This window comes from Marinobacter sp. (assembly GCF_041595835.1).
In the GTDB taxonomy this organism is placed as follows: domain Bacteria; phylum Pseudomonadota; class Gammaproteobacteria; order Pseudomonadales; family Oleiphilaceae; genus Marinobacter.
The window spans coordinates 16,096-32,958 of sequence record NZ_JBFHJO010000006.1 but is presented as its reverse complement, the minus strand read 5'-3'; the positions used below and the strand labels follow the sequence as shown (position 1 = coordinate 32,958).

General features: G+C 53.5%; 16 protein-coding genes and 1 other RNA gene. 4 read left to right on the top strand and 13 right to left on the bottom strand.

Translation table 11 applies throughout. The features are described from left to right. Nucleotides 1-65: 65 nt before the first annotated feature. The 8 genes from fis to ABYA77_RS04095 form a co-directional block, all read right to left on the bottom strand. The gene (fis, locus tag ABYA77_RS04130; protein WP_372964676.1) at nucleotides 66-383 is read right to left on the bottom strand and encodes a DNA-binding transcriptional regulator Fis; all 318 of its coding nucleotides are present in this window, start codon (nucleotides 381-383) and stop codon (nucleotides 66-68) included. Beyond that, nucleotides 380-1,378, bottom strand: a complete 999-nt coding sequence (gene dusB, locus ABYA77_RS04125; protein WP_372964675.1) for a tRNA dihydrouridine synthase DusB — start codon at nucleotides 1,376-1,378, stop codon at nucleotides 380-382. Before dusB ends, fis begins: the two co-directional genes overlap by 4 nt. 198 nt (nucleotides 1,379-1,576) lie before the next feature. Next, the gene (locus ABYA77_RS04120; protein ID WP_372964674.1) at nucleotides 1,577-2,809 is read right to left on the bottom strand and encodes a DUF3426 domain-containing protein; all 1,233 of its coding nucleotides are present in this window, start codon (nucleotides 2,807-2,809) and stop codon (nucleotides 1,577-1,579) included. Nucleotides 2,810-2,882: 73 nt separating this feature from the next. Then, a complete protein-coding gene (gene prmA / locus ABYA77_RS04115; protein ID WP_372964673.1) occupies nucleotides 2,883-3,779 on the bottom strand; it encodes a 50S ribosomal protein L11 methyltransferase in 897 nt (298 codons plus the stop codon). A gap of 2 nt (nucleotides 3,780-3,781) precedes the next feature. After that, nucleotides 3,782-5,128, bottom strand: coding sequence for an acetyl-CoA carboxylase biotin carboxylase subunit (gene accC, locus ABYA77_RS04110; RefSeq protein WP_372964672.1), 1,347 nt, complete (start codon nucleotides 5,126-5,128; stop codon nucleotides 3,782-3,784). An 18-nt stretch (nucleotides 5,129-5,146) separates the two neighbouring features. Then, nucleotides 5,147-5,608: an acetyl-CoA carboxylase biotin carboxyl carrier protein gene (accB, locus tag ABYA77_RS04105; protein WP_372964671.1), complete on the bottom strand. Its 462-nt coding sequence runs from the start codon at nucleotides 5,606-5,608 to the stop codon at nucleotides 5,147-5,149. 27 nt (nucleotides 5,609-5,635) lie between these two features. After that, complete coding sequence (gene aroQ, locus ABYA77_RS04100; RefSeq protein WP_372964670.1) at nucleotides 5,636-6,076, bottom strand: type II 3-dehydroquinate dehydratase; 441 nt, start codon at nucleotides 6,074-6,076, stop codon at nucleotides 5,636-5,638. A gap of 260 nt (nucleotides 6,077-6,336) precedes the next feature. Then, nucleotides 6,337-7,947 (bottom strand): diguanylate cyclase, encoded by a 1,611-nt coding sequence (locus ABYA77_RS04095; protein WP_372964669.1) that lies wholly within the window; start codon nucleotides 7,945-7,947, stop codon nucleotides 6,337-6,339. A 211-nt stretch (nucleotides 7,948-8,158) separates the two neighbouring features. On the opposite strand from ABYA77_RS04095, the gene ABYA77_RS04090 reads away from it, so the two are divergent. After that, nucleotides 8,159-10,159 carry an EAL domain-containing protein gene (locus tag ABYA77_RS04090; protein WP_372964668.1) on the top strand — a complete coding sequence of 667 codons (2,001 nt, stop codon included), beginning with the start codon at nucleotides 8,159-8,161 and terminating at the stop codon, nucleotides 10,157-10,159. 7 nt (nucleotides 10,160-10,166) lie between these two features. Beyond that, on the top strand, nucleotides 10,167-11,219 hold the full coding sequence (locus ABYA77_RS04085; protein ID WP_372964667.1) for a DUF2333 family protein: 1,053 nt from the start codon (nucleotides 10,167-10,169) through the stop codon (nucleotides 11,217-11,219). A 79-nt stretch (nucleotides 11,220-11,298) separates the two neighbouring features. Here ABYA77_RS04085 and ppa read toward each other — a convergent pair whose 3' ends face one another. The 3 genes from ppa to rpiA all read right to left on the bottom strand — a co-directional run bounded on the left by ppa (nucleotide 11,299) and on the right by rpiA (nucleotide 13,994). Further along, entirely contained in the window at nucleotides 11,299-11,826 is a 528-nt protein-coding gene (gene ppa / locus ABYA77_RS04080; RefSeq protein WP_372964666.1) for an inorganic diphosphatase, read from the bottom strand. 206 nt (nucleotides 11,827-12,032) lie between these two features. After that, on the bottom strand, nucleotides 12,033-13,172 hold the full coding sequence (locus ABYA77_RS04075) for an acyl-CoA dehydrogenase family protein (protein WP_372964665.1): 1,140 nt from the start codon (nucleotides 13,170-13,172) through the stop codon (nucleotides 12,033-12,035). Nucleotides 13,173-13,313: 141 nt separating this feature from the next. Beyond that, nucleotides 13,314-13,994 (bottom strand): ribose-5-phosphate isomerase RpiA, encoded by a 681-nt coding sequence (gene rpiA / locus ABYA77_RS04070; RefSeq protein ID WP_372964664.1) that lies wholly within the window; start codon nucleotides 13,992-13,994, stop codon nucleotides 13,314-13,316. 111 nt (nucleotides 13,995-14,105) lie between these two features. On the opposite strand from rpiA, the gene ilvA reads away from it, so the two are divergent. Together ilvA and ABYA77_RS04060 are read left to right on the top strand one after the other, a co-directional pair. Then, nucleotides 14,106-15,656, top strand: coding sequence for a threonine ammonia-lyase, biosynthetic (gene ilvA, locus ABYA77_RS04065; protein WP_372964740.1), 1,551 nt, complete (start codon nucleotides 14,106-14,108; stop codon nucleotides 15,654-15,656). Nucleotides 15,657-15,884: 228 nt separating this feature from the next. Next, entirely contained in the window at nucleotides 15,885-16,052 is a 168-nt protein-coding gene (locus tag ABYA77_RS04060) for a hypothetical protein (RefSeq protein ID WP_372964663.1), read from the top strand. Here the strand turns inward: ABYA77_RS04060 and ABYA77_RS04055 are convergent. Both ABYA77_RS04055 and ssrS read right to left on the bottom strand, forming a co-directional pair. Next, the gene (locus tag ABYA77_RS04055) at nucleotides 16,034-16,630 is read right to left on the bottom strand and encodes a 5-formyltetrahydrofolate cyclo-ligase (protein WP_372964662.1); all 597 of its coding nucleotides are present in this window, start codon (nucleotides 16,628-16,630) and stop codon (nucleotides 16,034-16,036) included. The genes ABYA77_RS04060 and ABYA77_RS04055 overlap by 19 nt on opposite strands. A 4-nt stretch (nucleotides 16,631-16,634) precedes the next feature. Next, nucleotides 16,635-16,814: non-coding RNA, 6S RNA (ssrS, locus tag ABYA77_RS04050), on the bottom strand. Nucleotides 16,815-16,863 lie beyond the last annotated feature (49 nt).

Genomic DNA, 16,863 nt, shown 5'->3' with positions numbered 1-16,863 from the left:
AGCCTGGGTATAAAGAGTAAGGGCCTCGCGAAAGTTTCCGGGAGGCCCTTCAGGGTCGGGTCTGATTATAGCAGACCGTACTGCTTGAGTTTCTTGCGCAGAGTGCCGCGATTCAGACCGAGCATGGTGGATGCTTTGGTCTGGTTGTTGCGGGTGTATTTCATTACCTGCTCCAGCAGGGGGGCTTCAACTTCAGAGAGCACCAGCTGGTAAACTTCAGAAACCGGAGCGCCGTCCAGTTGTGCGAAGTAGTTCTTCAGGGCAACTTCTACGCTGTCGCGCAGGGTGACGCTGTTGCCGCTGCCGTTTACCGTGTGCAACTGATGTAGATCATCGTTGGCTGGGGTGCTCAGATTATCGTGTGCCAAAGTCTCAGCGGTCATGCTGCGAATACCTCTCCATTTCGTAAGCGTGCAAAGTACTGTGCGATGCTGTCTTTCTGCTCCAAGGGATCTTCGATGCCGTTGAAGCGACTGCGGAACTGTTTACTTTCGTCGTGGGACTGCAAATACCAGCCCACATGTTTTCTGGCGATACGCACACCCATCTTTTCACCGTAAAAACTGTGCAGTTCGGCAAGATGCTCTGAGAGAATCTGCTCGACCTCGTTCAGGGCTGGTGCCTGTAAGTGCTCGCCGGTATCCAGAAAGTGCAGAATCTCCCTGAATATCCATGGCCGGCCCTGAGCGCCTCTGCCTATTAGCAGTCCATCGGCGCCGGTGTACGCAAGTACATGCTTTGCCTTTTCGGGTGTACTAATGTCGCCATTGGCAAAGACTGGAATGCCAACACAGGCTTTCACTTCGGCAATGGTGTCGTATTCAGCCTCGCCCGTGTATTTGTCGGCCCGAGTCCGGCCGTGTACGGCAAGAGCCTGAATACCAGCGTCTTCTGCCATCCTGGCGATTGTGGTGGCGTTTCGGTTGTCGCGATCCCAGCCGGTACGCATTTTCAGGGTCACGGGAACGTCGACGGCGTTTACCACAGCATCCAGTATTTCCCGAACCAGTTTTTCGTCTTTCATCAGGGCAGAGCCTGCAGCCTTATTGCAGACTTTTTTGGCCGGGCAGCCCATATTGATGTCAATAATCTGAGCACCAAACTCGGCATTTTGCCGGGCGGCGTTTGCCAGCATTTCCGGATCGCCACCGGCAATCTGTACCGATCGGGGTTCCGGTTCACCCTGATGGTTCATCCGAGTGCGTGATTTGCGCGTATGCCAGAGCTTGCTGTCCGCTATGACCATTTCTGATACTGCCAAACCTGCGCCCATTCTGCGACATAAGAGTCGGAACGGGCGATCTGTCACACCTGCCATAGGCGCAACTATCAAAGGGTTGGGCAGGGTGTACGGCCCGATTTTTGCCGTTGGCAGCATGATCTGAGTCCGTGTCACAGCGGGTTAAGCAAGGTTCGGTTTTTAGCGGTTGGTTAAAAACTGACCGCATGGTTCCCGAAGGGCGGTAATGATACCGCCGGGGGCTGTCTGATTGAAGGGGAAAATTAGCGAAAAATTGATTATTTTTCGCGCTTTTTGGTTGACTTTTGCTCTATCGGCTGCCGGCGCTTATGGGCTCTATGGAGCCCAGGGCCTGAAGGTCAGGTTGTAGTTGACGGCATCACGCCCGGGATCCCGAATGCTGATGGCGATCTTGACCGGGGTTTCTACGGGCATGGTTTCCAGTGTTTCTCCGTCACCTGCCAGATACTCCTCCGGGGTAAAGGTGCTCTGGGCCACAATGTCGCCATTAAGGTTGGAGAACGTCAGTGCGATGGCCGGGAAGGGTTGCTCGAAGCCGGCACGGTTGATGATCACTGCGTCCACGATCAGTTGGGCCCGGTTGTCCGGGTCAGTTCGAACCACAAGCTTACGGCTTTGTATGGCATCGACGTTGATCAGAGGTTTAAGTTCACAGCCCGCAAGTTCGCAGCCGCGTTCATAGAAGGGGCGGAGCTGTGGAATTGCAGACAAGCGGTCAAACTGAAATACGGTAACCTGGGCAATCAGAACGCCAATAAGAGCCACAATCATAAGGCTCCAAAGTACGGTTCTGATACGGCTTCTGCCGCCCCCTACGGAAACAGGGTCTTTGCGCAAGTCCTGGTAGAGTGTGGCTGAGCCCTGCTCTGGTCGTGTCTGGCTCGCCATCGGGGAGCCAGCCTGATCGACCCCGGCGCTTAAGCCAATGTCGTGATCTGCAGGTGATAGGTGTTCGTCATTCTGGATGGAGAGTTCTGGGTTGTCAGATACTTTCTCTGGCTCTGGCTCTGGCTCTGGCTCTGGCTCTGGCTCTGGCTCTGGCTCTGGCTCTGGCCTGGGGTGAGTGACTGCTGGCTGATTGTCAGGCATGGATGGCTCGTCATCGGAAAGCATTTCTTCAGCCCAGCTTTCATCAAGCTTTGGGTCTTTTCGCCCCGGTTCGTCATCTTGGAAGCCCGACGGATCATCACCGTTTGAAGAAAGGAAGCTGTCACTTAGCTCATCATCAGAGAAGGTGAGTTTTGAGCCGGCATAATGTCCTTCTGCAGCATCTTCTTCCGGGTTGTCTGCAAAAATGAAATCGTCATCGATTAAATCGTTGCGGGTACTTTCGCCGACGGAATCTTGTGGAGATTCTGGGGTAGATGGTGCGCTCAGCGAGGTGCTTTTACTTCCCGATGACGTGTTTACCTGATGCTCTTTAGCGTTGAAAACCGACATGCAGTTGCCGCAGCGGACTTTGCCTCCGGCGATACTGAGTTGCTCGTCAGTTACCCGGAAGCGGGTTTCGCATTTAGGGCACTGTGTTTGCAGGCTGCTCTGAGTCATGCTGTTATCCTGAACGCTTAGTCACTGCGTGATTACTAGGAATCACGCAGTTTAGACGTAAACGTTTGATTCGTCACTCGTCCTTGCGCCGGCCTGTGAGGCGTATCCACTCTTCCTTCTGTTCCGGCTCATCCATGATAAACCAGGGTTCGTACGCTGCCATGACTTCGCGAGCTTGATTGGACAGAATGCCAGACAGTACCAGGCTGCCTCCTGGCAACGTCAGCTCTGCAAGTCTGGGCGCCAGACCAATCAATGGTTGGGCCAGAATATTGGCGAGCATAATATCGGCCCGGGTGTCGGGGTTTTTGCCGGGCAGGTATAAGTCCAGCCGGTTATCGTCTACGCCGTTACGGCGGGCGTTGTCCCGACTGGCTTCCAGCGCTTGCGGGTCCGTATCTACGCCGATGACATGGTTGGCACCCAGTAGCAGGGCGGCGAGGCCCAGAATACCAGAGCCGCAGCCATAGTCGATCACTTGCTTGCCGGTTACGTTCTGACCATCCAGCCATTCCAGACACAGGGCGGTGGTGGGGTGGGTGCCGGTACCAAAAGCCAGACCCGGGTCCAGAAGCAGGTTGGCTGCGTCCGGGTCGGGTGCTTCGTGCCAGCTGGGGACAATCCAGAGGCGCTCACCAAAGCGCAAGGGATGGAAGTCGTCCATCCAGGCGCGTTCCCAATCCTTGTCTTCAACCAGTGTTACTTCGATGTCCGCCAGCGTTTGCTGGGTTTGCTGATGCCAGGCATCGCGGATATCAGAACACAACTGGTCAATATCCCGGTCAGACTGGAACAGGCCGGTTACGGTGGTTTGGCTCCATAGTGGGGTTGTGCCAGGGTCGGGTTCATACAGAGGCTGGTCGGCGGCATCTTCCATGGAAACAGCGTCAGAGCCCATTTCCATCAGGAGGTCTTCCAGCTGATCCGCACTTTCCGGATCAGCTGGAATCTGGAGTTGTATCCAGGGCATGGTTAATCCTGTATCAGTTTTTCGAGGTAGTGAATGGTGAAGTCTACCTGTTTAAACCCTCCATCGCGTACCAGTTTTCTGTGCAGGGGCTGGTTAGTCTTGATGCCCTCAACCAACATTTCGTCCAGTGCGTTCTTCATGCGCCGACGAGCGATTTCCCGATCGTCACCCCAAGTGATCAGCTTAGCCACCAGGGAGTCGTAGTACGGAGGCACGGTATAGCCGCTGTATAGGTGGGAGTCGACCCGAATGCCGTTGCCGCCAGGCGCGTGGAAATGCTTGACTTTACCCGGGCTGGGGACAAAGGTTTGTGGATCTTCGGCGTTGATCCGGCACTCAATGGCATGGCCGGAAATCTCGATTTCGTCCTGGCTGTATTGCAGCGGCAGGCCACTGGCGATACGCAGCTGTTCACGGACGATATCAACGCCCGTCACCATTTCGGAAACCGGATGTTCAACCTGCACACGGGTATTCATTTCAATGAAATAGAACTCACCGTCCTGGTACAGGAATTCGAAGGTTCCTGCGCCTACGTAACCAATTTCTTTGCAGGCATCGATGCAGGCTTTGAAGGTTCGCTCCCGTGAGACGGGGTTGACGTTAGGTGCTGGGGCTTCTTCGATGACTTTCTGGTTCCGGCGCTGCATGGAACAGTCGCGATCACCCAGGTGAATCACGTTGCCGTGCATGTCCGCCAGTATCTGAACTTCAACGTGGCGAGGCGCTTCCAGGAACTTTTCCAGATAAACGGTCGGGTCACCGAATGCATTCTTCGCTTCTGTCTGGGTGATCTGGACAGCTTTGAGCAGAGCTGCTTCAGAGTGGACCACCTGCATGCCGCGACCTCCACCGCCGGAAGCGGCTTTGATCATGACTGGGTAGCCGATCTGGCGAGCCAGTTGCAAAGTACGGTCATCGTCGTCCGTCAGAGGGCCGTCGGAGCCGGGAACTGTCGGTACTCCGGCCTTCTTCATGGCTTCGATGGCGGAGACCTTGTTACCCATCAGCCGGATAGTTTCTGCTTTGGGGCCGATGAAGCGGAAGCCGCTTTTTTCAACCTGCTCTGCAAAATCAGCGTTTTCTGCCAGAAAACCGTAGCCGGGATGAATGCCTACGGAGTCTGTTACTTCTGCAGCACTGATGATGGCCGGGATGTTCAGGTAGCTCTCGGTCGGGCTGTTCGGGCCAATGCAAACGGTTTCATTGGCCAGCCGAACGTGCATGAGGTCTCGGTCTACCTGAGAGTGAACCGCCACGGTTTTAATACCCAGCTCTTTGCAGGCACGGAGTATGCGCAGAGCGATTTCACCGCGGTTTGCGATCAGAACTTTTTCTAACATAGCCATGGTTAGCACTCACCACATTCAGGAAATGACGACCAGGGGTTGGTCAAACTCCACCGGCTGGCCATTTTCGACCAGAATTTCGGTGATGGTGCCGGCCTTGTCTGCCTCGATTTGATTCATCATCTTCATTGCTTCAACAATGCAGATAACGTCACCAGCATTCACTTTTTGGCCAACTTCTACAAAGGCCGGGGCTGAGGGTGAAGGTGATCGGTAAAAGGTGCCGACCATAGGTGATTTAAGTGCGTGGCCATTGATGGCGGCAGGCGCAGCAGGTGCGTCTGCAGGTTCAGCTTCCGCAACAGGTGCCGGGGCTTGTGGTGCGGGTGCCGAATAGTGACTCACGTAGTGGCCTGAGGAAGCTGCATGCTCACGACGACGGGAAATGCGGACGGAATCATCTCCCTCGTGAATTTCCAGCTCTTCGACGTCAGACTCCTCAAGCAGTTCAATCAGTTTTTTGATCTTGCGAATATCCATAGCAATTCCAGTCCCGTTGTCTCTGGTCTATCGGTTAATTCGTTGCAGGGCAGCCTGCAGGGCCAGGTCGTAGCCTTGGCTACCTAACCCGCAGATAACGCCTTCGGCGATATCTGAAAAGTATGAGTGATGGCGGAAAGGTTCACGCGCATGCACATTAGACAGATGCACTTCTATAAATGGGATGCCTGACGCAAGTATGGCATCCCGCAGGGCAACACTGGTGTGGGTGAAAGCAGCGGGATTGATGATGATAAAGTCTACCCCTTCCGCCCTGGCTTCGTGCATGCGCTCAATCAGCTCATACTCTGCATTCGATTGCAGGTGGAGCAGATGATGGCCCTGATTGGCCGCTTTCTGTTGTAAGCGGTCATTAATATCGGCCAGGGTCTCATGGCCATAAACCTCAGGCTCGCGAGTACCAAGCATGTTGAGGTTCGGGCCATGGAGCACAAGTATGGTCGACATGGTAAATTTTGCCTTGGTTGAATTTGAACAGGATCGCCGAAGATAACGGCACGTTACTTAAATGGTGCGTGCTTGTTAGCTTCAGATCAATACTTTTAATGATCTTGGTGATTGCCGGTTGATCCTGAAAAAAAGCTTACACAGCAATTGTCGTTGGTGCGATGACATTTCGTTGATGACAATCATTGTCGATGATGAAGAGCTTTGCTGGTATTCGACGTTGGTTTCATGAGCCGGGCAGAATGCCCGGCCAGGAAGGCTTAGTCTTCATCCAGGGTGACACAGTTTCGGCCGTGCTCTTTGGAGACATAAAGAGCACGGTCTGCACGTTCGCAGAGAGATTGCGAGCTGTCATCTTGCCATGCTGCCAGGCCGCAGCTGAAGGTTACCTTGAAATGCCGGTCGCCGGCTTCCTGTGTCAGTTCTGCAAATCGCTCGCGAATTTCATTTAACACGTTGCGGGCGTCACTGGGGCGGGTATTGGGCAGGATGAGGGCAAATTCCTCTCCGCCATAACGACCGATATGGTCGGTTTTGCGCAGCCGCTGTTTCAGGAACATGGACAGGCTTCTGAGAATCCGGTCACCGATAGGGTGGCCGAAAGTGTCGTTGACCTTTTTGAAGTAGTCCAGATCGATCATGGCAAAGCATAATGGCTGGTCTTTTTGTCTGGCTCGCACAATCTCCTGTTCCAGAAGGTGCAGAGTGTGGGTGTGGTTAAATAAGCCTGTCAGGCTGTCGCGAATCATCAATGCCAGCAAGGATCGGGCTCGGCGCCCCCGGTTGTGTAACGTCGCAATCAGGTGCTTGGGGTCCACCGGTTTGGTGAGGAAATCATCGCCACCCAGGCTCATGGCATGCAGTTGCTTGCCGACATCGTCTTCCGCAGACAGGTAGATAATGGGTACGCTGTGGAATTTGTCTTGCTGGCGGATCACCCGGGCGATTTCCATGCCAGTGCAACCCGGCATATACATATCGAGAAGAATAATCTCCGGTGAGAATTCTTCCAGCGCATTAATGATTTGCATGGGGTCTGTGATGATGTGGGCATTCATGCCAGCTTTTTTCAGCACGGTTTCCATGTATTTGGCCTGGGCGCGGGAGTCATCCAGAACCAGTACCCTATAGGGTTCCACTGTGTTGCCGTGGGTATAGGTCTCAATTTTTTCGATCAGTTGGCCGGGGTCTACGGCCGGGAAGAAAAACTCTTCACCACCACAGCGCGATGCCCGAAGCCGGGTTTCAATAGAACCGTCTTCTTCGCTCATGAAAATGATGGGAATGGGGGTGTCGTGCTGTTGCTGGAGTTGCTCGACCGTGGCTATGCCAGCGGAAGTTTCGCCTCCGAAATTGACGTCAATAAGGATGGTTTCCGGTTTGTTCAGGGCGCAGGCTTCCATTAATGCGCCCGGCGAAGTGTAGGCCGAGGCACGAAAACCGAAAAACTCCAGTTGGCGGATCATTCTGGCTGCGGCTTCTTCATCCGTGAACGCAAGGTATATCGGGGTTCTCCGGAATGGATGCGGAGTGTTGTCGTTTTGGTCACTGCGCCGCTGGGTACTTTGGCGAAGGTTTTCCATCGCCTCTTCCAGTGTGTGTCGTTGGCTGTCAGAGAGCGGAGTATTGGGACGCCAGTCTGCCAGAAGCCCGAGGATCCGGTCCCCGGCGTTTGCGTGGCTGTCCATCTCAAAGCGGCGGGCGTAGCGAACCAGTTTGTCCGTAGCCGATAACAGGCCGTCTCTGAGCGTCTGGGGCTGAACGGTATGGTCGTGAATTTTCTGCCAGGTGTCCAGGACCACTCGTGCTTGAGTGGTCACGCGGCGTGCAAAATGCTGCCTGAGTTTTTCTTTCTGGCTTTCGTCGTTCATTGTGCTCGGGCCTGTCTGTTTATTGGTGGTTCGATCCGGCAGGACGAATTTTTTCTTTTAGTAAGTTATACAGAGGCTTCATAGTCGTTGGGTAGAGTCTATAGTGTTTAATGTTGTTGGCGTAGGTGGCACTTTGTAAATGTTTGTCAACTCGCGATACAGATCACAGAGACTATTAATCTCTTCTAACAAGTCGGAGCCTTATATCCTTATGATAAGGGTGCAAAACAGACTCAACAGTGGGCAATATGGGGTGATTAGCCTGCAAGGGTTATTGCTGCTGTTCACGGGCAGTTTGTTGGTGCTTATCCTGCTGTTTTTTTTTGCTACCAGTTATAACCATTTCCGTGATTATGTTTCCTCTCAGTTGACGGCCCACGCTCATGATGGTGCGACAGCAACAGGCCTTTCCCTTTCTAATTCCATCGACGGCTCTGATCCGGTGGCCGCTGCTTCTCTGGTTGATGCCGTGTTTGATAGTGGCCGTTACTATTCGGTTGAATACCTGGCTCATGATGATTCTGTTATTGCGGGCCGGACTATGTCGAAGAATGCCTCTGCTGCGCCGGCCTGGTTTGTTCAGTTAACAGCGTTGCCCAAGCCTGTGGCAGAAGCCGAAGTGGTTCGGGGTTGGGCCAGGTTAGGCAAGGTGCGGGTTGTTAGTTATCTGGGGCGTGCCTACGACGATTTGTGGCGAATTACCATTGGCTTGCTGTTGGCTGCGCTGGTAATTGGCGGGGCGGGATTGTTCATACTCTGGCTGCTGCTGCGTCGTCTGCTCCGGCCCCTTAAAGAGCTGGAGGTGCAGGCCAGGGCTCTTGGCCAAAGAGATTTTAGAAAACGAGTGAATGTGCGCTCTACCCGTGAGCTGAATCAGGTTACGGAAGCGATGAACCAGATGGCAAGTGATCTGGGCCAGTTGTTCGACACCCAGGGCAAGCTGATTCAGCATTTGCGGAAGGTGAATAACGAAGATCAAGTCACGGGGCTGGCCAGCCGAAGTGCGTTTGATCAACGCCTGAAAGTGGAGGTGGAGTCTGAAGAAAAGTCAGCGCCGGGAGTGCTGATGATGATCCAGCTTGATCGGTTTGGCGATTACAATCGATCTCGTGGCAGGGAAGACGCAGACCTTGTGTTGAGGCAACTTGCTGCGGCCATTAACACATTTGTAGAACGTCATGCCGGAGCTTTTGCAGGGCGCAGAACAGGTGCTGAATTTTCCGTATTTCTGCCCGGCGCTTCGGCTGCGGATGCGAAAGTGTGGGCGCAAGAGTTGGTGACGGAGTTAGATAGAATTTACTCTGACCTGGCAGCGCCGGTCGCACAAGGCCTGCATGCAGGCCTTGCGGTTGCCTTCCCTGGTGCAGGCATTCGTGATTTGCTGGCGGCTTCAGATGAAGCTTTGAGGGCAGCGCAGCAGCGGGAAGAATCCTGTTACTGGATAGATGAAACCTCCGCCGGAAATCATCACAACATGGAAACCTGGCGAGCGATTATCACCCAGGCGATTCATGAGCAGAACCTGTCGCTCTGGCTGCAGCCCATGGTTAAAGGCCCCGAGAAGGTGTTGTCGCATTACCAGGTGTTTTCCCGGATTAATACGGCTGAGGGAGCTTTGAAAGCAGGGTTGTTTTTGCCTATGGCAGAGCAACTTGGTTTGGTGGCGGATATTGACCGACTTTTGGTTGCCCGGGTGCTGGAGCGACTGATTGACAATTCAGACGAAATTTTAGCAATTTCTCTTGGTTCTTCTTCGGTTGCGGACGAGTCTTTTTGCGATGACATTCTGACCATGCTCAAGTCTTCCGTGTCAGTGGTCGGACGCCTATGGGTCGGTATTTCCGAAGTCACCTTGCGGTACCATGGGAAGCCGGCCAGAAAGCTGATCAGGGCTTTGGTGAAATTGGGTATACCAGTACTGGTGGACCGTTTTGGCGTGGGGGGCGTGCCTTTCAGCTATCTGAGAAGATTGCCGTTAAGGGCCTTGCGTATCGATAACAGTTTTGTCCATGGCCTGGACAGCCATGAGGAAAACCGGTTCTGGCTAGAGTCGGTTATAGGGATCGCCCGGAGCCGGGGGGTGCAGGTGTTTGCAACCGGAGTAGAAACCAGCGCCGAATACTCAGTACTCTGTAAGTTGGGTATTGACGGCGCCATGGGATACCATCTTGGACGACCGTTCGCGGCAGATGAAAAACCAACAGGAGATTAAGAGCTTTATGCCGGGCAAAATCAGACAGTACTTCAGGGACAAGAAAGAAGATGTTCAGGATTACGCCGGTGGTAGCGGTATGATCGGTAAGCTTGTGCTGGTATTGCTGGTGCTGTATCTGCTGGTTACCATCGTATTAGGCGTGATCTGGAGCAGTGAGCCGGAGAGCTTTTCGGTTCGGGAGCACACGCGAACACTGGCCACAGAGATGAATCGGGAGCCTGTTACAGGTTTTGCGACAACGGCCACGATGATTCGGTTGGCCGAGACGCTTTTAGATAAGCCGGGTGGCTACATTTCGAATGACATTTTTCCGCCAGGTCTTTGGCTCGACAACATGCCGAGTTGGGAGTATGGCGTGCTGGTTCAGCTTCGGGATCTTTCGCGGGCTTTGCGCAAAGATATCAGCCGTTCACAGAGTCAGTCTGCAGAAGACCCAGACCTGATCATTGCTGAGCCTCAGTTACATTTTGATAGTGAGAGCTGGGCGATTCCTTCGACTGAAAAGGAATACCGCCGCAGTATCAACGCACTAAAACGCTACCTGGATCGCTTATCTGATCCAGACCAGAACAATGCGCAGTTTTTTGCCAGGGCTGATAATCTGGGCAACTGGCTGGCGGACCTCGAAACCCGTTTGGGCAGCCTTTCCAGAACGTTGAGTGAAAGTGTGGGCAAGGCATCGGTTGGTGAGACCATGTCTAATGTGGATTCCGGTGATCCATTGTCTGAGGCGATCAGCGGTGACGATGTAAAAACTGATTGGACCAAGATCGATAACGTGTTTTATGAGGCTCGCGGCAGTGCCTGGGCTTTGTTGCACATTTTCCGGGCGATGGAAGTGGACTTCCGGAAAGTGCTGCAGGATAAAAATGCCATGGCGAGCGTACAACAGATCATCATCGAGCTGGAGGGAACCCAGGAGCCGATGTGGAGTCCGGTTATTCTAAACGGCAGTGGCTTTGGTTTGCTGGCGAATCACTCTTTGACGATGGCTGCGTATCTGTCCCGGGCGAATGCGGCGATCAGCGATATGCGGGACTTGTTGTCTCGGGGTTGATACTCAACAGAAAAGTAGTGACATATAAAAAAACCGGGCAACTGATGAGGTTGCCCGGTTTTTTATATCTGAAACCTGATTAGCCTTTGTAGGCGTTCACAGAGTCTACGATGGCTTGTCTGGCTTCAGCAGCGTTGCCCCAGCCTTGTACTTTTACCCATTTGCCAGGTTCCAGGGTTTTATAATTTTCGAAGAAGTGGCGGATCTGGTTGCGTAGCAGCTCCGGCAGGTCTTCAACTTCTTTAATCTCGTGGTAGGTGGTGGTCAGTTTGTCGTGGGGTACGGCGACAAGCTTGGCATCACCGCCGGCTTCGTCTTCCATGTTCAGAACGCCTACCGGGCGGCAGCGAATCACAGAGCCAGCCTGAAGTGGGTAGGGTGTTACAACCAGTACATCCAGCGGGTCGCCGTCGTCAGCCAAAGTATGGGGGATGAAACCGTAGTTAGCCGGGTAGAACATCGGGGTGGCCATGAAGCGATCAACCAGCAGGGCACCCATGTCTTTGTCGAGTTCGTATTTTACCGGGGAGCTGTTAGCCGGGATTTCGATGGCTACGTAGATGTCTTCCGGCGGGTTTTTGCCAGCGGGGATTTGGTCGAATTGCATGAGAGATCCTTCCTGATTCGTTAGATTCGTTTAACTGTGCCTGAAAAGTGAGCGCAATTATACGGGACTCTCATTCCATTCGAAACTAAACCTTGGTCTGTTCGTTGTTTGGGGTAAGCCTGTACAGGCGTCGTCCCCCGAAACAGGCGGCAAGTATATTCGTGTGCGCACATTTCGGAGGGGCGTCTGCCAGGAACACCTGCCGCTTACAGCTTGATCTGCTTGGCAATCAGTTCCTTCATGATTTCAGTGGTGCCGCCGCCAATGGACAGGATTTTGGTGTCCCGGTATAGGCGTTCCACTACAGATTCCCGCATAAAGCCCATGCCACCGAACAGTTGCACGGCTTCTCTGGTGACCTTTTCGCAGACATCTACGGAGAAGTTTTTCGCCATGGCAACCTGCCTGACAGGATTTTTTCCCGCTTGCATCAGTGCGGCGCAGCGATAGGTATATTCCCGGGCCACGTCAATCTGGGTGGCCATGTCTACCAGTTTATGGCGGGTTACCTGAAAGCCAGAGACCGGGCGGCCGAAGGCCTGACGTTGTTTGGTGTACTCCATGGCTGCTTCGAAGGCCAGCTGGGCTGTCATGTAGGCCATGATGGACAGACTCAGACGTTCGGCCAGGAAGTTGCTCATGATGGCGATGAAGCCGGCGTTTTCGGCACCGATCAGTCGGTCAGCGGGCACATGGCAGTCATCGAAGAACAGCTCTGCGGTATCGCTGGCCCACCAGCCCATTTTCCGGAGTTTTTTTCCGTTGGTAAAACCGGGTGTGCCGCGGTCGATCAGCAGCAGGCTGATGCCTGCGTGGCCTTCGCCGCCGGTGCGCACGGCTACGGTGAAGTGGTCGGCTCTTGTGCCGCTGGTGATGAAGGTTTTACTGCCGTTGACTATATAGTGGTCGCCATCTTTTATTGCGCGGGTTTTGAGGTTAGCTACGTCGGAGCCACCTCCGGGTTCGGTAACGGCCAGGGCTGCAATTTTTTCACCTCGAAGAACCGGAGGGACGATCTGTTCACGGATCTCCTTTTTTGCCCATTTGGCGACCGGGGGCAAGCCGATATCCAGAGAGCCTATGCTGGCAACGAAACCGCCAGAGGTAGAACGCATCAGTTCTTCGGAAACAGCTACTTTCAGGAAAATGTCGCCTTCGCCTATACCGCCCAGGGCTTCAGGGAATCCGATGCCCAGAAGCCCGGCATCCCCGGCTTTTTGATAGATTTCACGGGGAAACTCTCCGGCCTCTTCCCAGTCATCGATATGAGGAAGTACGTGGGTTTCAATAAATTTGCGGGCAGTCTGTCGCACCTGCTCATGGGTTTCGTTGAAATAGTTTGACACGGTGACGTTCCTTTATTCTTGAAATAATGGACGAGAGTGTCGCGCAAATCCGACCACCAAGCAAGCGCTTGGTTTGCATTTGGTCAGGCAATAAAAAAGCCGGCCCGAGGGCCAGCTTCGGAATCATTGGCGTTAATCGTGTCAGATGCCCTTGCGGGGGATGCTCTTGACGCCTGCGCTGGTACCCAGCAGCAGCAGGTCTGCCGGCCGATGAGCGAACAGACCGTTGGTGACCACGCCCACAATGTTGTTGAGCTTTTCTTCCACAAGAATAGGGCGGGAGATATCCATATTGTGGATGTCGATAATGATGTTGCCGTTGTCGGTGGTGACACCCTCACGGTAAACCGGGTCGCCGCCGAGCTTTACGATCTCGCGGCCGACGTGGCTGCGGGCCATGGGAATGACCTCGACTGGCAGAGGGAAGTCGCCCAGGATATCTACTTTCTTGGAGTCGTCAGCAATGCAGATAAAGGTTTTGGCTACCGCCGCCACGATTTTTTCCCGAGTGAGAGCTGCGCCGCCGCCTTTGATCAGTTCCAGCCGTTCATTAGTTTCATCTGCACCGTCTACATAAAATTCAAGATCATTGATGGCGTTCAGGTCATAAACCGGAATGCCGTGCTGCTTCAGGCGCCCGGCGGTGGCTTCAGAGCTGGCGACTGCGCCGTCGAAGTCATTTTTGTATTCCGCCAGGAAGTCGATGAAGAAGTTCGCGGTGCTGCCGGTACCGACTCCGACGATACTTTTGCGGTCCAGGTGTGGGGCGATGTAATCCATTGCAGCTTTGGCAACGGCTTTTTTTAGTTCGTCCTGAGTCATGCGGCGCTCCGGGTAAGATCGGATGGATTTAGTCGCATTATACGCTCGCAGGAGCTCTGCTTATAGACGGCTACCGTGCAAAGTTTCTACACTGTACGTTTTTCCAAGTCCATCACAGCAGCCGGAACCATCATGTCTCAACGCTACATCAAGAAGATCCTCGATGCGAGAGTCTACGACGTCGCTATCGAAACACCGCTTACTGAAGCCTCTAGTCTGTCTAAGCGCCTTGGCAATAACATTATGCTCAAGCGTGAAGACCTTCAGCCGGTGTTCTCTTTCAAGATTCGTGGCGCCTATAACCGGATTGCCCAGCTCTCTGAAGAACAGAAAGCCAAAGGCGTGATTTGTGCGTCAGCAGGCAACCACGCTCAAGGTGTGGCTATGTCCGCCAAAGAAATGGGTATAAAAGCCATCATTGTGATGCCTCAGACCACGCCAGACATCAAAGTGAAGTCCGTTCGGGATCGTGGCGCAAAAGTGGTACTCAAAGGGGATGCTTTTGACGAAGCTGCCGTTCATGCCCATGAGCTGGTTCAGAAGCACGGCTATACCTACATTCCGCCTTATGACGATCCGGATGTTATCGCGGGGCAGGGCACAGTGGCCATGGAAATGATGTCGCAGTTCTCCCAGCCTTTACATGCGGTATTTATCCCGGTGGGCGGCGGCGGACTGATTGCTGGCATGGCGGCGTATATCAAATACCTGCGCCCTGAGATTAAAGTGATCGGTGTCGAGCCAGAAGACTCCAATTGCCTGCAGGCAGCGATGGCTGCGGGGGAGCGGGTGGTTCTGGACGAAGTGGGCATCTTTGCCGACGGCGTGGCCGTCAAGCAGATCGGCGAAGAACCGTGGAACATCTGTAAAGATGCGGTAGATGAAGTGATTACGGTAAGTACGGATGAAATCTGCGCTGCCATTAAAGATGTCTTTGAAGATACCCGGTCTATTGCGGAACCGGCTGGCGCCTTGTCTGTTGCTGGCATCAAGAAATATATCGAACGGGAAAAGCTGGAAGGTGAAAGTCTGGCAGGTGTGCTCAGTGGCGCCAACATGAATTTCGACCGCCTGCGCTACATCTCCGAGCGCACCGAAATCGGTGAAAAACGCGAAGCTATCCTGGCGGTTATCATTCCGGAAAAACCCGGTGCCTTCAAAACGTTTATTAATGCTTTGCATAAACGCAGCATTACAGAGTTCAATTACCGCTACGCAGACGACCAAAAAGCCGTCATCTTCGTGGGTATTCAAATCCAGGCTGGCGGCCTCGGGCGTGAAGAGCTGGTGAAAGAACTTCGGGAAAAAGACTACTCAGTTATTGATCTCACTGATAACGACATGGCAAAGCAGCACATCCGCCATATGGTTGGTGGTCACGCGCCATCCGTTGCTAACGAAGTGGTGTATCAGTTTGAATTCCCTGAGCGTCCGGGTGCTCTGTTAAAGTTTCTGATGTCTCTGGGCACGCGCTGGAACATCTCCTTGTTTCACTACCGCAACCACGGTGCAGCCTATAGCCGTGTAATGCTTGGTGCACAGGTCAATGCAGATGAAACCAGAGAATTCGAAAAGATGTTGGAGAAAGTTGGTTTCCGTTATGAAAATATGACGGACAATGAGGCCTATAAGCTGTTCCTTGGAGCCGGTAACGGCAAGTAGAAACAGGCTTGAAGGCAGCTTGCGAGGGGTTGCCAGGCCAGAGGCTGATGTAGAGCGGGGGTTGGGAAGTCTTTCGGGGCTGCCTCCGCTGAACCCTTACGTAATTGTAACCTGTCAAAAATTGTAAAACCCGTGTTGCGTGTTAGTCTTTTGTCTAATTCTTGAAGTCCGGAATAGCCAACTGATTTTCCAGCCAATTAACGCTAAGAGCAAACGGGAATACGCCCAATGGGTAACAAGCCTGACATCATTCGTACCATTGTGTTTATCTTTGCTGCCGGCTTGGTCATCACAGGCTTAACCACCACGATTCAAGCCTCTGAAGATCAACGCTCTGCCAGAGATATCCCTGTTACCAGTTTTGTCCAGCCAGCCGGTCAGCGCCTGAATCGGTAACAGCACTTATCCGTTACTACCCCGTGGAGAGGAACATCCCACGGCTCAATCGGTAACGAAGACACCTTTTGAAGCTCATGGGCTAACCCGATCAGCTTCGGGGCCATCGCCGGCCGTATCCTGCTAAAAGCAAATGTCCGGTCATAGAATCCGCCGCCCATGCCCAGCCTGCCACCTTGATCATCAAAACCAACTAACGGAAACAAAACGGCATCCAAAGCCCAGGCTGGCCTGCGCCTTGACTCTGGGAAAGGGGGTTCTGGAATGCCGAATCGATTCGGAAGGAGTGGTATACCGTCCAGATATGGGCTGAACACCAGTTTGCCGGAATAGACTGGGTGCAGAACCGGCAAATAAAAGTGAATGCCTTTGCGGCGCCCAAGGTTAACGTAGAGGTGAGGGTCAATTTCGCCATCATTAGCCAGATAAATGCCAACGTGTTTGGCTCTGTACAAGTCCGGATGCCGAAGCAGGTTCAGTGCGAGTTGCTCAGAGGCTTGTTGCTGTTGTTCGAAGGTCAGGTTGTTGCGCAGGTCGCGTAAATTTTTGCGGAGTTCGGTTCTGGAAGTGGTGTCCAAAATAAAGCTTCCCAGGCTGCCGTTATCGGATGTAGCCCTTGAACCCAAAGTTCAAGGTCGGTGACCGCTGTGGCATATTAGGCTTTCCCCCGCGGGGGACATGCTCACAATGCCCTGAAGTGATCACCTGGGTAAAGCGCATCGGCTCGAGGACGTACCCGACCAGCGAACAGCCCAGGAAGTTGATCCATTATAGGGCCAGGACCGGGGCCGATTGCAAGCCCGATTCCAGT